Consider the following 16094-nt stretch of genomic DNA (forward strand, 5'->3'; position numbering starts at 1 on the left):
TCTCATCTGAATCCAGCTCTTCCTTAAAAAGTTTATCTCTTATCCCTAAACTCCCCAAAAAGTTTTGATAATCTCCTTCGATGGTTTTTCTGTACTTAAACTCACAATAAAAAATACGATAAATGATAAAATTAAAGGCAATCCAATTGTATGCATGCCTAATGGTCTTGGCCACATTTTACTAAACAAGATATAGCTACCAACCCCTGTAATAATAGATGCAAAAGCACCTGGTGTATTTGCTCTTTTCCAGTAAAGCCCCAATATGATAGGCCAAATAAAAGTTGAAATCAGTCCTGCATTTGCATAAAGATTTAGCCACACCATAATAGTTGGTGGATTAAATGCAGTCATAAACACTAAAATACCAACAATAATGGCACTTACAAAACTTACTTTTGCCATGCCTTTTGCATTATTCTTAATTCTAGGATTTATGTAATTGGCATATAGATCATTGACAATAGCCCCTACAACAATTAATAATTGAGAATCTACTGTAGACATAACCGCTGCCAATGGTCCAGCCAAAATGATTCCTGCAACCCAAGGTGGAAATAATTTTGTTGCAATGGTCGGAACAACTAAATCGCCAGAACCAATCCCAGGTACTACAACAATTCCAAATGCTCCAATCATATGCATTCCTAATATTAAAACCATAGAAACAACCGTTCCATAAATAATTCCATTTTTAAGACTCTTACTATCTTTATAACTCATAGCACGCATCCCTACACTCGGGAGCCCTACAACAGAAAAACCTACTAAAATCCAAAAGGATGTAACCCATGCCTTTGTAGCAAAACCTTCCTTTATACTATAGGGAGTAATTAACCCTGGATTGATTGCATGCATTTTTTGAATAATATTTGAAATTCCTCCTCCAGCATGGATGGTTGCAACAAAAAGTGCGATGGTCCCCATAGTCATAATCACGCCTTGTAATGTATCCGTTAGGGCAACGGCTCTAAATCCGCCAATCGTTGTATACATCAAAACAGTTATTGCAAAAAACACAAGCGCTATCTTATAAGGTATACCAACAGATCCTTCAATCAGTCTTGCAGCTCCAATCCATTGTGCACCCATTGCTGCTATAAAAAATGCTACAATAGAAATGGAACATAGTATAACTAACGCATCATTTTTATAGCGCGCCCTAATAAAATCTGTAATGGTTACTGCATTGATTTTTCTAGCCACAATTGCAAATTTTTTCCCTAAAACTGCCAAAGTAAAATATCCCGTAGGCATTTGTGTCATGGCAAGAAAAACCCACGCCATACCAAAAGTATAAGCAGCCCCTGGGCCCCCTATGAAACTTCCTGCACTCAGATATGTTGTGACAAGAGTCATTGCTAAAACAAATCCACCTAGATCTCTTCCTCCAGCTAAATATTCTGAAAGAAATCCATTTTCTTCCCCTTCATGTATGCTCGCTTTTGATACAAATTTCATACTATAAAATCCTATTACAAATACCCCTATAAAATAAAAAATTAATGGCATTAAAACATTCCAATTCGTATTTGTCATCTGTCAAAACACCTCTCTCATATGTTGTTGTCATCTTCTAAATCAATTTTCCCTAAGGGCATATCCTTAAAAAATTTACTTACCATAAGAATTGCCAAAGCTGAAAATAATATAGCCCCTACAATGCAACTCATGAAAAACCACATAGGTAATCCCATTACATAAGTATATTCGTCTGTATTTTTTGTTCCGAGTCCATAACCCCAACCAAACCACCATATTAAGTTCAAAATACCTAGTCCTATACCTATTAATGCTTCTTTATTACATTGTTTATACCGTGGATCCTCTATAAATTCTTCATTTTTATTGTTTTCTCCCATCATCTAACCTCCTTAATTTTTTCTTATTTCTTTATGTGATTCTTAAAAGCCCCTTACTACTTTAAGTGGTTTATCTATAGCACCTTTCTATAATATAAGGACTACTCTATCCTGTCAAATATTTTTTAAAATAAAAAAAAAGCGCATCGTATACTCTCGTTATACTTTAATGCACTCCAAACATATACCATTATTTCCATTATAATCTAATATTATTCATTTTTGATTTTTCTTCTATATTTTATCTCCTTCAATTTCTTCTCTTTTCTTCTTTGTTTCAGCAATAATCCAATTTATTGACTAAATTATATTTAATCATATGTATTGGTCTTTTTTCTATTCATTAAAGAGATATAGTTCTTAATATGTAACACATATCATAGCTCCCGCATACTTTATATTAATGAACATATCACATATTTAAATTTTACTTAAAAATTTGCTAAAGGAGGTGGCATTTTATGGCTGATAAACAATGCGGTGGTATCGGTAGCATTTTTGGCGGGTGTGACGATAACTTATTGTTTTTCTTCTTATTATTAGTAATACTATTTTATTTCTGTGGGGGATTCGATAGTTTTTTCGGCAAATGTTAATTTCAAAATAGAATTGGGTAATCTACCCAATTCTATTTACATAAAAGATTTTATTATGAAAGATTTTTGCAATAAAAAACTATTCCGTCAATGAATTTTTTAAGATTCACTTTGCCTCTTTTTTTACTTTTTCCACGAATATAGTCCATTTCTCGTTTAATTTGTTCAAAATTGTAAAGACTATTAGAGTACTCCACAAATATTTCATGCATATAATCTTCAATCCCTAAATTTGCAATATTCACCATGCCCGTATAAGCTGTTCTTCTAATTCTCTGTTCCATTGATTTTGGATTATCTGTAAAGTGTCTACATAATTCTTCCATGGTATAATCCAATATATTTGTATCTGTTTCAATTAAATAGTGAATCATTTCTATAATATCCTTATTTCCACTTTCTCCAATAATTCCTATTTTTTGCATCACAAATTTTATTTCATGCTCATAATCTCTTACTTTCTCTTTTTGAACACCTTCTTTGCTATGAAACAAATTTTGTATTTGATTTAAAGTGCGATTCATATTCAAACGTTCTATCACCTTTTGAATAACACTTTCCACTTCTAATGCATTCACTGGTTTATTTACATAATATTCGACTCCATTTCTATAGGCTTTTCCAATCATATCCTTCGAAGATACCTGGGATATCATAATAAACTGTATTTGAGGATTTATTGTTTTCACCTCTTGCACTAAAGACAATCCATCTTTCCTTGGCATCAGAAGATCAACTAATACAATATCTGGTTTTAAAGCTTTAATATCAGCTAATCCCTTTATTCCGTCCATAGAATGCCCTAGTAATTTTCCTAATTTTCTTTCTTCAATAATCCTCTCTAAGATCTTTATAACATGAATATCATCTTCAATAATAAGTATTTTCATTTTTCACTCACCTCTAGCAATTCTTTAGAAATATATATTTCAAATTCTGAACCCCTACCTTCAATAGAGCAGACTTTGATCTTTCCATTGAACTGTTTTTCAACAATATCTTTCACAAGACTTAATCCTAATCCTCTATTAATATATCCTGTTGTATAATCTATTTTTGTGGAAAAACCCGGAGAAAATATATATTTTAAGTCTTCATCCTTTATACCACATCCTGTATCTGCTATACGAAAGATATGTTCCTTTTCGTTTTCATCATGCCTAAAAGATATTTGGGCTTTTCTTTCTGATGCATCGATCGCATCCATTGCATTCATAATCATATTTCTTAGAACAGACATAAGGTAATAATGTTTTTCTGTATAAAAATTTTTACCTATTTGATAGCTAAAATCAATTTCTTTTCTACGATATTTCATTTCGTTAAACATGCTTTCTCTTAATATGATAATAATATCCTGAAAATACATCCCTTCATCTTTGAGTTTGTTCTCTATAATCTCCTCTACCCCGCAAAAAAACAAGTGATATTCTTTCTTAATCTCATGAACATCTTTAGCAATTGTAACAGATAAATCTGCCCACGAATCCCTATCTTTTTCGAGTGATATTTTTTCAAACAATGCATATGCATTTGACATAACCTTTTCAATATGATCCATACTTTTTTCCATCCAATACATCTCTGTCTTCAATCGAGATGTTAACCATAAAAGCTTTCTATATCTTTTTTCATGTTCTTTCTTTAAGATAAACATTTTATAATAGTTCATACCATTAAACACCATCCATACAATACTTGCGCGAACGATAGCTACTAATAACAAAATACTTGCAATTTTCATGAAAGATATAAATAACGCATCTTTCATTCTCATATATATTTCTATCATATTTGATAAATAATCGCAAATAACCATAATAAAGAATAACTTATTCTCATTAAAAATAGAATTCTTCTTACTCAAAATACTGTAAAATATTCCATAAAATCCATAGAAAAAAACGTCTGGAAAATAAATCAAAATAGCTTCACTATAAACACCATTTACAATTCCATCAGAAACTATTCTACCCAAATAAACCATGCCACCTGCAAGTATACCCGTCGGAATCACGTATAGATCACGAAATATATAAAGGAATATTGGAAATAATATAACAGCAAATGAAATTTTGAAATCTGAAACAAACAAATTTACACTAATTTGCGAAGCAAATGCTACAACAACTGAAACAATCACCATTTTCTTGAAATTTTTCATGACCTTTTATCCTCAACAATCATAATCTTTTCTTATTCTGTATTCTATTCACTATTTTATTAAAAATCATACCATATATGCGCCTATTTGAACAACATAAAATGAATGCTTTAAAGAAACAAATACAAAAGCCAAGCTTTTATGCCATTTTCATATGCAAAAACAGTATCTATACTTACAGATACTGTTTAAAACATATGAAAAGTTTGTGATCTTTTTACACGCTATGACGCTAATGATGATAGCAATAAATTCATTCCTTTTATAATTTTCTACTCTTTTTTAGTACTATTTTTCTGGTATATATCCATACATATCCATAATCTCTCCAAAATAAAATGTATGAGGAACATTTTCAGCATTTACACTTATATCATATTTTTGCTGAATAATAGATTTTTCAAGAAAGTCTAAATTCAGCTCATCCTTATAGATGGTTTTACACTCCATATTAATCATCGCTTCTTTAATTACAGCTGTATCTATGCTTTTACCTTTTACTGGCGTTAAATTGATTTCTTTCCATTTATCATAATCTCGTCCTGATTTCGTTCCACAAAACTTCATCGCTTCACTATGTCTTTTGCCAAAGAAGTTTACTGTAAAGGTATCGCATTCTTCCATTAGTTTATATGTATATCTTGAGTTTCTCACCATCGCAACAAAAATAGGTTTATTCCAAGAAAACATAATACTTCCCCAAGCAATGGTCATAGGGTTAGGCAATCCATCCTTTCCTTGCCCCACTAATAGCACACGTCCCGCCTTTAAAATTTCTATCATTTCTGTAGTATATTGAGGAAATTCTATTTTTTGTTTTTCCATGTCCCCTCACCCTTTCTTAATTATTTACTTCCTATGATAATAGAAGTAAATAAACTTTACAAGGGATATAGCAAAAATCTTCTAATTCTAATCGTATAAAAAAACACACCTTCTGTAGTTTTAAACGAACTACATAAAAGATGTGTTTATCATTTTTAATGAGTTATGGAATATATTATTCCTCTGTGATCTCCCAGTTATGATAAATCTGTTGCACGTCATCATCATCTTCAAGGGCATCAACAAGCTTATTCATTGCTTTTATTTGTCCTTCTTGATCGAGTTGTACCATTGTTTGAGGAATCATAGCTACATCTGCTTCTAGCAATTCATATTCTTTTTCTGATAATGCATTTTTTACATCATAGAAATCTTCTGGTGCTGTAAGGATTTCAAATACTTCTTCATCATCTGTTACAAAATCTTCAGCTCCTGATTCTAATGCTACTTCCATTAGCTCATCTTCGTTATATTCCTCTTTCTTTTCAATAAGAATTTGTCCTTTTCTATCAAACATATATCCTACACATCCTGGTGTTCCTAAATTTCCACCATTTTTATCAAAATAATATCTTACATTACTACCTGTTCTGTTTCTGTTGTCTGTAAGCACTTCAACAATAACAGCTGTACCATTTGGACCATATCCTTCGTATGTAATTCTTTCGAAGTTATCCCCATCTGTTCCACCTGCACCTTTTTTTATGGCTCTATTAATATTGTCATTCGGCATATTAATAGATTTTGCTTTGTCTATTGCATTTTTTAGAGATGCATTATACTCTGGATCTGCGCCACCCTCTTTTGCAGCAACAATAATCAATCTTGCATATTTTGTGAAAATCTGTGCTCTTTTTGAATCTTGTTTATCTTTTCTGTTGGCAATCGTTCCATGTCTACCCATATTTTAATATCACTCCTTAAGCTTTCGTAGCAATTACAACCATAATTTTATCATAAAAAGAAATTTAAGTAAATAAAAGTCAAACTTAATCACAGGGCAATTTCTCCCACAATAACGCTTAAATTATATTAATTACCTTATTGAGATATTCTACATCTAGTACACATTCATACATTTCACCCCAAATACCTCTCTTACAAGTTTTTTCAGCTGTTACATCTTTCATACTATAAATAAAATAGCTATTTTCTAAGCTTGTAATTCCTAAAATTTCACGTTTAGATACAATCACACCAATTCCTGAAATCCCTTTCCAATCTTTTTTTGTGCTAGCAATCAATATCTTCACAAATATAACATTCTCTAGTCTCTATTCTTCCGTAACTTTTCTCTGTCGTTTTAAAGTACTTATTATTTTTTCTTAATTCATTTTCATTTTTTGACATCACAGTATGTCTCGTGTCATAGTAAATAACAATATATCTGTACTATAATAAACATAGCTTTTATGTCTTTTGTCTTTAACATTTTGGGATTAATTTATCTTGAAAAATTTTTACGCGTTAAAACTGATATTCAGAGGCGCTTCTCTTATGATTTGGCTATTGATTTCATGATTTTCCCTCTTTTCAAATATTTTTATGAATATTTCCGTATGTTTTAGACATCATTTTCAAAATATATTACACATTTATTCATATTATGCATATAATAGTAATATCTAATATTTTAGAAAGGAGCAAAAGGTAATGAAAAAGTTCAAAAGTCCTTATAAATTCATGTGTATCTTATTGTTCCCTATTTCCATATTACTATCTTATATCGCTTCTTTTACCCCTCTTTTTATTGAGAAGATATATTCTAATTATCTCTATAGATTCATCGGACAGAGCTTAAGTATTATTTTTGGTTTTTTACCATTTTCAATTTTTGAATTTATGCTCTTATTTCTTCTCTTTTTCATTGTATGGAAGATCATTGGCATCATTTTAAAAATCATCAAAGAAAAATCCCATAGAAAATATTTGGTTATCCATTTTCTCACAAATATCTTTATTTTTATTAGTATTGCTTATTTTTTATTTATTGTTTTATGGGGGCTAAATTATTATCGTCTACCCTTCTCTAAAATTGCTAAACTAGATGTAAAACCAGCTTCCTCTATGGAATTAGAAATTGTATGTGAAGACCTTATAGATCGTACAAATAAACTAAGAAATATGGTACATGAAAATAAAGATGGCATCATGAATCTTTCTACAAGCTATGTGGACATGTTTAATCGTGCTTCTAAGGGATATGAAATAGCTATACATATTTATCCTGAACTTAGTGGCAAATATGGAAACCCGAAAGGGGTTGTATTTTCACAAGCACTATCTTTTGCAGGCATAGGAGGAATTTACTCTCCCTTTACAGGAGAGGCCAATGTAAATATAGCCATGCCTGATTCTATCCTTCCAAGTACAGCATGCCACGAGATGGCCCATCAACGGGGGTTTGCTAGAGAAGATGAAGCCAACTATATTGCTTATCTTGCATGTAATATGCATCCTGATGTGGATTTTCAATATTCAGGAACATTGCTCGCATTAATCCATTCCATGAATGCCCTATTTCGATATGATCCAGAAAAATATATTATACTGCATAAAAGTTATAGTAAAGGTTTACTACAAGATTTATCTGCGATCAAAACCTTTTGGCAGCAATACGAGGGACCTATTGAACGCGCATCTTCTGAAATTAATAACGCTTATCTTAAATCCAACAGACAAAATGATGGTGTGCAAAGTTATGGTAGAATGGTTGATTTATTAATCGCAGAATATCGTTTAAAAATGTCGAAATAAATAAAGGATTTGACTATTCAGTATAGAACTTTACTATAATAAAATCACTTTTTTGAATATTCAAATGGATTTTATTTATGTATAAACAGAAATATAGAAAGGAGCAACCATATGTATTTTGCAACATTTGCTTACAACAATATAGAACAAACTGGTATTTTAAGTAAAGATCAAGAGGTTATCATTCCAATGAAAGAAATCTTTAATAAACTTAATAAAGAAGCCCCACAAACTTTAAAAGAATTTGTAGAAACATCCGATGATCATCTAATACAAAGCATAAAAGATATACTAGAGATTTCTGATTTCGAAGGTATTCCTGTAGATCAAATTAAATTATGTGCACCAATTCCTTATCCTAGCAGAAATTTAATATGCCTAGGAAAAAATTATATAGATCACGCAAAAGAGGTTGTGGGATTGCCAGGGGCAAATGATGAAATTCCTAAGTTTCCAATATACTTTTCAAAAATTGCTCATCCTGCTATAGGCCATCAGGATATGATTAAAAATCATAAAGCATTAACAGACATGATAGATTATGAAGTTGAATTAGCTGTTGTTATAGGACGCGATGGGATCAATATCAAAATAGAAGAGGTAGAAGAATATATCTTTGGCTATACAATCGTAAACGATGTATCTGCAAGAAATCTACAAAGAAAGCATGAACAATGGTTCAGGGGGAAATGTCTTGAAACCTTTTGCCCAATGGGCCCTTATTTAGTACATAAAAGTGAAATTCCATTTCCTGTAACATTGGATCTCAAATGTAGCATAAATGGAGAAATCAGGCAAAATTCTAATACAGAAAATTTAATATTCGATATTCCATACATTATTAGTGACCTTTCAAAAGGCATGTACTTAAGAACAGGAGATATTATTATTACAGGAACCCCTTCAGGAGTCGGTTTAGGATTTAAACCTTTTAAGTTCTTAAAATCAGGTGATGTGGTTGAATGTTATATTGAAAAAATTGGAACTTTGACAAATACAGTTGAATAGTAAGGATTCGTTCTTATAATAAAGTAGCATTAGGTCTATCAGCCTGAAAAGATCGTACAGAGGATAAAAATAAAGGAAAGAATAAATAATCGTACTGAAAATGAACATAAAGATATCGCCTACAGATGGTTAGAAATTCATACTACTTTGACATCATAATAAAGACCAGCTATTTTGCTGGTCTTTATTTGATCATCAAGCCTATATTAGTAATAGTATTGTTCCACCGCTCAACATAGCTTCCAGTTGCCCATTCTGCCATCACCACAGTCTCCCCTTCTTTTAGCTTTATCTTTTTCATGTATTTATGAGAAAGCTGATTACTTCTCAACCCATATATATAGACTTCTTCTTTTGTAACAATAATGGCAAAATCCTTATTAGGTGATGTATATACATCCAATGCTTTTGGTACTTTTGCTTTTACTTCATTCCATGATACATATAATTTATCATACTGAACGATCTTTTTAGGCGGTAGCATACTAATATTGAATTCTAAGAATTCATTTTCCCTATCCGCTTCTTTGTAATATAATCTTCCTTTTATAATCCAATGTCCGTTTCTTCTCGATAATGTAAAGTGCTCTTCTCCCAGTTTATTTAAACTATTTGCTTCACTCTTACTACGGGTCGTAAGATAGCCTTTCGCTGAGTTAAGTAAGGCATCTTTTCCTAACTCCCCTGAAATATCTGAAATCTTTATACCTACATTCTTTCTAATATTATCAATAGGTCGAACCTGTAGTCCCACCAATTCATCTATTTGTGAATTTTCTAATTGTCCATATGCTGTTGCAATATAGTCATTCCCAACAAATAGTATTTTTCTAAGAGTATTTTTATTTGTATCATATGTTATTTTTTCATCTTGACTCTTTTCATACATGTACTCCTGCTCAATACTTCCTTTTTCTATAGTATTTTGTTTATACGGATAAGCAAATAATCGATCCTTTATCTCTCCTTCTTCTATAAACCGATCTTTTCCTACAATCCAAAAGCCACTTTTCCTTGGTACAAATAAATTTCGTTTTTCTAATACGGGATAAAGTATCCTATTTTTTGTTGCAATCCACAAGGTTCTATAGGTTTCACTTTCTTGATTTGTATTATTACCTGAAGAACGCATACCAACTAAAACCCCCGAACGTAGTAAATTGGGTTCCTCTTGATTTTCTGTATTGGCAAACGCCTTACTTTCATTATTTTTTTGCACAATTACACCATCTGTTGTATCAGAAATTTTGCTTAAATAATAAAATACATCATCTATATAAATGATCAATTGGTTCTCTTTTACTTTCATAAAATCATAAAAATGTTTTTCCTTTGAGGTTATTGAAATGACTTCAATACTTTTATTCGTAATCCCTAAATCTTTATAATTTTTTTTATACGTATACAAAAAATAATCTTCCACATGAATGTTTTTCATTTTGTATTCTGGATTTCTACAAATTTCTTCTCCAAAATTAACACATTCTTCATTAAATCTAGCTGTCTTCCCTATCAAATCATTAATTTTTTCTTTTTTCAGTGCATAATTTTTTGTATGATATTTTTCTATTTTCCATGTTCCTTTAATTGGAATCAGCTTATTTTTAGGTGCCGCAATACTTTCTCCAATATCTAATTTTATCTCCACACATCCTTGCAAAAACAATGTACACATCAACAAAATGATCCAAACATGTTTTGTTTTTTTCATATTTTCTCCTAAGCTTTCAGCATTTTTTAATGGGCAATCGAATATTTACAATGGTTCCTTCGTATAAATTGCTCTGTATCGTCAAATCTCCGTCATGTAATTGAACAATTTCATCACAGATGGATAAGCCTATACCATTTTTAGATTTACTATTTTTCCCTTTATAAAATTTCTCTTTTACCTTCGGTAGTTCTTCACTACTGATTCCACATCCATTATCTTTTATAGATAGATAGAGTGCATTTCTTTTGTGTTTTGCATCAAACCATACAATTCCTTCCTTCCCTGTAAATTTAAAAGCATTATCAAGTATATTAATCAGTACCTGCTTCATTCTGTTTTTATCTATATACATGCGCGGTATATTTTTTTCACAGTCCACAATAAACTTTATTTTATCCCTTACCGCGCGCGGACCCATATATTTTTCAATATGATCAACAAAATTCTCAATGGAAATTTCTTCTTTATTTAATATAATTTTTCCAGATACAAACTTTGAAAAATCTAAGAGTTCTTCAACCATAGTTGTTAATCTTTCACTTTCTTTTTCAATAATTTCAAGTCCTTCCCTTAGCGTCTCTTTGTCTTCAAATAATTCTTTATTTAAAACAATCGCCCATCCTTTAATAGCAGTCAGTGGCGTTCTAAGTTCGTGAGAGACAGAAGATATGAACTCATTTTTCAGTTGATCTTTTTTTACAATTTCATCTGCCATAAAATTCAAGGTATCTGATAATTTTCCAATTTCATCATCCAACTTTTTTTTACTTCTTATCTTAAAATTTCCTAATGCCATTTTTTCAGCTACCTGCGTTACTTCTTTTATAGGGCCTGTAATGGTATTCGCTAAAGGAACGCTCACTGCACCCGCTATAAAAATAACCAATGCACCAATACTTAAAAAAATAAATGATATCCTTTCAATGCCGGCATTTACCTCTTTTAAGGATGTAATAAATCTTAAAATCCCAACGATTTTCCCGTTAGATTTCAATGGATAAGCCACCGCCATCACATAATCATCATCATAGTTCACTTTTCCAGTCCATGTTCCCTTTTCTCCCTTTAGGGCTTGTTTTACATCTATACTTTCCATAGGATCTTTCCAAATTATACCAATAGAATCCATTAAAACCTTTCCTGAAAGATCAATAATTTGCACTTGGGAGGGTGTTTGCTTCCAAAATACATCCACATTATCTAATACATTATCTTCCAATGTACTATTAGAAAAGTATCTTGAATAAAATTCTGCTGAGATCCTAATCTGATTTGTTAAAACGTCCTCAACATTCTTATAATAATATTGCTTCACAAAACTAATTAAAAGCATTTCAAAAAATATCACACTGATAAAAATAGCCACCATAAAATTTATTACGAGCCGTCTTTTTATACTTTTCATAGTTTCTCCCAATTTAATTTTATTTGTTTTTTTCTGTCTTTTTCCATCTATACCCTACTCCCCAAACCGTTTCAATAAAAATAGGTTCTGATGCAGACTCTTCAATTTTTGTTCTTAGTCTTCGAATATTCACATCCACAATTTTCGTATCCCCAACAAAATCCCATCCCCAAACCAAATCTAGTAGTTCATCTCTTGTAAATGCCTTTCCTCGATTCTCAATAAATAATTTCATTAATAAATATTCTTTAGGTGTCATTTCAATAACCCTATCTTCTTTGTATATACTATGTGCATCTATATCAATCTTAAATGGATAACTAATAATAATTCCTTCATTTGGCAATACATCATCTATCCGGCGAAGTAGTGCCTGTACACGTAATACCAATTCTGTTGGATTAAAAGGCTTGATTACATAATCATCTGCCCCTAATTTCAACCCAGATATTTTATCTATATCTTGCCCCCGAGCAGTAAGCATGACAATACCCATTTGTAAAAACTCTTTTCTTAGTATTTCACATACACCAAATCCATCCATCTCTGGTAACATGACATCTAAAATCGCTATAGATGGCTTTTCTAATCTTGCCTTTTCTACGCCTTCTTCTCCTGATGCTGCTTCTATGATTATATAATCACTATTTTTAAAGCTAACTTTTAATAAACTTCTTATACTACTTTCATCTTCTACAATTAATATTTTATGCTTCATACGCTAACTCCTTTAGTTAGTTAGTTAGTTTCTTTCTACATATTTAAATATTCTCAGTCTGTCTTTTATGACTTAAATATTTACTTGGTTCTTTTTCATATTGTGTGGATTTAATCATTTGATTAAACATATAATATACCTCAAAAATATAAGTGAACAACTTATAAAAAAGTATATCATAATTGGCGATTAAAAAAACCTTTTCTTGACTCTTAATTATTATGAATCCACACAATATGAGAAAGAACCAATATTATATATCGCTTTCGAATGACCTTCTAAAAATATTAAGTCCCATTGCATACTGCGAATAAAAATATTACTCAAATCATTTTGAAGAAATATAATTTGACAAATCTACAAAAAATCTTTATATTAAAAATATATAGGAAAATACTTAAAATTTAAAATAGTTTCTGGCTTGCCCCTATTGAAAGGTGAATATGGATTAATGATCCATAGCAAAGGGTGATAACACGAAAAAATATTTCGTCCCTTAGATAATTTGTTTTAATTTATCTAAGGGACGTTTTTTAAATTGTCTCAATTGTGAATGATCATAACAAATAAATTTATTTAGGAGACCATCAAATAATTCATCGCGTTATTTGTTTAGAAAGACCTTTTCCAACTTATCCAAATGGATTTCCAAAGAAAATCATTGCAGCTTTTGAGAAAGCCATCCGTACAAAAATAACCGGAAATAAACCTGCTTCTGGAACAGATCACTCAAGAGAATATGTTCCTTTCTTAGCATATGGAAAAGAACTTTAAAAAAATATTGACTCAAACACTAGAAAAACATTTGCAGATATGGGGCAAACTGTTGCTAAAATCTTTCATGTTTCTGCCATTAAAAATGGAGAAAGCTTTTTAAAACATATTATTGGAAAATAAGGAGGAAAAAGAAATGAGTTTACAAATACGCATTCAACAATCAGCAGAGTATATTTTAGATAAAACAAAAGTTCATCCTGAAATCGGTCTTATATTAGGTTCAGGACTTGGTGCCATTGCAGACCAAATAGAAGATAAGGAAATTTATCCTTATCATGAAATCCCAAATTTCCCAGTATCTACCGTAGAAGGCCATGCAGGTCAATTGGTAATTGGAACTTTAGAAGGAAAAAAAGTTATTGCCATGCAAGGCCGTTTCCATTACTATGAAGGCTATCCTATGAAAGAAGTAACTTTTCCAGTTCGTGTAATGAAACGATTAGGCATAGAAACGCTCATTGTTACCAATGCTGCTGGTGCTGTAAATACAGCTTATCAGCCTGGAGATTTAATGCTCATTTCTGATCATTTAAATCTATCAGGAGATCATCCTTTAATTGGTAAAAATTTAGAAGAATTTGGCACACGTTTCCCCGATATGTCTAATGCTTACAATAAAGATTTAAGAATAAAAGTAAAAGAAATTGCAAAATCTTTAAATATTGAGCTACAAGAAGGCGTCTATGCTTGCATGAGTGGTCCTACTTACGAAACCCCTTCGGAGGTTAAAATGGTTCGTGTTCTAGGCGCAGATGCTGTAGGTATGTCTACTGCACCTGAAGTTATTGTAGCTACTCACAGTGGTATGAAAGTAATCGGTGTATCTTGTATGACAAATATGGCTGCTGGTATTCTAGATCAGCCATTGGATCATCGCGAAGTAATGGACACTTCTGAAAAAGCAAGGGCCAAATTTATCACCCTTATGAAACATATTATCAAAGAAATTTAGAAAGGTAATTTTTATGGATATACTTATTAAAAATGCCTGCGTACTATTTTACCGAAAAAAATAGGTCAATATTCTCTTGGCCTATTTTTTATTGCGTTCTTCTAATTTTTAAACAATATCCTTAGCTGTTCCTAATCCTTTTCGATACCAATATTGACTCTCTTTAAAATTCTTTTCTTGATTTCGTTCTTGTTCATTTATTCTACCAATTGAAAAATCTAATTCATCTAGTATAATTTTCGTCTCTTTACTCTTCTTTAGCTCCTGTTATACATTCTCTATTTAGTGTATTTGCAGGAATCTCTCCATTTAAAGCTTGTATAATATTTCTCGCTGCCATCAAACCCATATTATTCCTTGTCTCTATTGTAGCTGATCCTATATGTGGTACAATCACCACATTAGAAAGCTTTTCTAATTCTGGTTCTAAATAAGGCTCATTCTCAAAAACATCCAATCCAGCTCCCCATATTTTTTTCGCTTTAAGGGCTTTTACCAATGCTTTTTCATCTATAACAGGACCCCTTGATGTATTAATTAAAATTGCTGTTTCTTTCATTAAATTAAATTCTGGCTCACTGATGTAATGTTTTGTTGATGGTAGTAAAGGTACATGGATCGAAATAAAGTCTGCCTCTCTTAAGAGCGTATCTTTATCTACAAATCTAGCTTTTGTTTCTTCTTCAAATGCTACTTTACGACTATTTGCTATATAGATTATTTTCATATCAAAAGCTTTTGCTTTTTTTCCAAGATTTCTTCCTATTCGACCTCCCCCTATAATACCTAGGGTCTTTCCTGTTACATCTCTTCCAAGATAGAGATTACTTTTCCATCCTTTAAATTTCCCTTCTCTTGTAAACTGATCTGCCTCTACAATTCTTCTAGATACAGAAAATAACAAAGCCCATGCCAAATCAGCTGTTGCATCATCCAATACGCCTGGGGTGTTCGTTATAAAAATACCTCTTTTGGTAGCCGCCTCCATATCTACATTGTTATATCCTACAGCATAATTTGCAAATATTTTACACTGCTTTCCTGCTGCTTTGAAAACTTCATCATCTATTTTATCTGTTAAAAGGCATAATACAGCGTCCTTTCCTTTTACCCCAGATAATAGCTCATTTCTAGGCATTGCTTTGTCATTAGGATTCATTTCTACTTCACAGTATTCCTTTAGTAATAAAACAGCTGGCTCAGGTATTTTTCTAGTAATTAACACCTTCGGTTTTTTCAATTTGACTCCCCCACTCTATATGCGATCTCTACCCTAGTATAATCATCTTGATTTTATTATAACAAATATAGCTTTC

General features: G+C 31.4%; 15 protein-coding genes. 4 read left to right on the top strand and 11 right to left on the bottom strand.

The features are described 5' to 3' along the window. Positions 1-45: 45 nt before the first annotated feature. Complete coding sequence (gene panF, locus EV214_RS02170) at positions 46-1539, bottom strand: sodium/pantothenate symporter (protein ID WP_132242244.1); 1494 nt, start codon at positions 1537-1539, stop codon at positions 46-48. Between the two features lie 17 nt (positions 1540-1556). Then, on the bottom strand, positions 1557-1862 hold the full coding sequence (locus EV214_RS02175) for a YhdT family protein (protein WP_132242246.1): 306 nt from the start codon (positions 1860-1862) through the stop codon (positions 1557-1559). Positions 1863-2323: 461 nt separating this feature from the next. Here EV214_RS02175 and EV214_RS19290 point away from each other — a divergent pair, with 461 nt between their 5' ends. Further along, positions 2324-2458 (top strand): hypothetical protein, encoded by a 135-nt coding sequence (locus EV214_RS19290; RefSeq protein ID WP_279233094.1) that lies wholly within the window; start codon positions 2324-2326, stop codon positions 2456-2458. Between the two features lie 53 nt (positions 2459-2511). Here the strand turns inward: EV214_RS19290 and EV214_RS02180 are convergent, their stop codons facing one another. From EV214_RS02180 to EV214_RS02200, 5 genes are all read right to left on the bottom strand, one after another. Then, complete coding sequence (locus tag EV214_RS02180; RefSeq protein ID WP_132242248.1) at positions 2512-3348, bottom strand: response regulator; 837 nt, start codon at positions 3346-3348, stop codon at positions 2512-2514. After that, on the bottom strand, positions 3345-4622 hold the full coding sequence (locus tag EV214_RS02185; RefSeq protein WP_132242250.1) for an ATP-binding protein: 1278 nt from the start codon (positions 4620-4622) through the stop codon (positions 3345-3347). Before EV214_RS02185 ends, EV214_RS02180 begins: the two co-directional genes overlap by 4 nt. A gap of 288 nt (positions 4623-4910) precedes the next feature. Continuing rightward, positions 4911-5447: a flavin reductase family protein gene (locus EV214_RS02190; RefSeq protein ID WP_132242252.1), complete on the bottom strand. Its 537-nt coding sequence runs from the start codon at positions 5445-5447 to the stop codon at positions 4911-4913. A 175-nt stretch (positions 5448-5622) separates the two neighbouring features. Next, on the bottom strand, positions 5623-6351 hold the full coding sequence (locus EV214_RS02195; protein WP_132242254.1) for a YebC/PmpR family DNA-binding transcriptional regulator: 729 nt from the start codon (positions 6349-6351) through the stop codon (positions 5623-5625). Positions 6352-6469: 118 nt separating this feature from the next. Continuing rightward, positions 6470-6700 carry a hypothetical protein gene (locus tag EV214_RS02200; protein ID WP_132242256.1) on the bottom strand — a complete coding sequence of 77 codons (231 nt, stop codon included), beginning with the start codon at positions 6698-6700 and terminating at the stop codon, positions 6470-6472. Positions 6701-7100: 400 nt separating this feature from the next. On the opposite strand from EV214_RS02200, the gene EV214_RS02205 reads away from it, so the two are divergent. Continuing rightward, the gene (locus tag EV214_RS02205; protein WP_207669605.1) at positions 7101-8204 is read left to right on the top strand and encodes a DUF3810 domain-containing protein; all 1104 of its coding nucleotides are present in this window, start codon (positions 7101-7103) and stop codon (positions 8202-8204) included. Between the two features lie 111 nt (positions 8205-8315). Further along, positions 8316-9212 (top strand): fumarylacetoacetate hydrolase family protein, encoded by an 897-nt coding sequence (locus EV214_RS02210; RefSeq protein WP_132242258.1) that lies wholly within the window; start codon positions 8316-8318, stop codon positions 9210-9212. Between the two features lie 184 nt (positions 9213-9396). On the opposite strand, the gene EV214_RS02215 is transcribed toward EV214_RS02210, so the two are convergent. Genes EV214_RS02215 through EV214_RS02225 form a run of 3 tightly spaced genes read right to left on the bottom strand, consistent with a single transcriptional unit; the run spans position 9397 to position 13049 of the window. Continuing rightward, the gene (locus EV214_RS02215; protein ID WP_132242260.1) at positions 9397-10923 is read right to left on the bottom strand and encodes a hypothetical protein; all 1527 of its coding nucleotides are present in this window, start codon (positions 10921-10923) and stop codon (positions 9397-9399) included. Between the two features lie 16 nt (positions 10924-10939). Further along, entirely contained in the window at positions 10940-12331 is a 1392-nt protein-coding gene (locus EV214_RS02220) for an ATP-binding protein (protein ID WP_132242262.1), read from the bottom strand. Between the two features lie 19 nt (positions 12332-12350). Continuing rightward, complete coding sequence (locus EV214_RS02225) at positions 12351-13049, bottom strand: response regulator transcription factor (RefSeq protein WP_132242264.1); 699 nt, start codon at positions 13047-13049, stop codon at positions 12351-12353. A 910-nt stretch (positions 13050-13959) separates the two neighbouring features. Here EV214_RS02225 and EV214_RS02235 point away from each other — a divergent pair. After that, positions 13960-14778 carry a purine-nucleoside phosphorylase gene (locus tag EV214_RS02235; RefSeq protein WP_132242266.1) on the top strand — a complete coding sequence of 273 codons (819 nt, stop codon included), beginning with the start codon at positions 13960-13962 and terminating at the stop codon, positions 14776-14778. A 247-nt stretch (positions 14779-15025) separates the two neighbouring features. On the opposite strand, the gene EV214_RS02240 is transcribed toward EV214_RS02235, so the two are convergent. Continuing rightward, positions 15026-16018, bottom strand: coding sequence for a 2-hydroxyacid dehydrogenase (locus tag EV214_RS02240; RefSeq protein WP_132242268.1), 993 nt, complete (start codon positions 16016-16018; stop codon positions 15026-15028). Positions 16019-16094 lie beyond the last annotated feature (76 nt).

This window comes from Marinisporobacter balticus, from assembly GCF_004345705.1.
Classification (GTDB): Bacteria; Bacillota; Clostridia; order Peptostreptococcales; family Thermotaleaceae; genus Marinisporobacter; species Marinisporobacter balticus.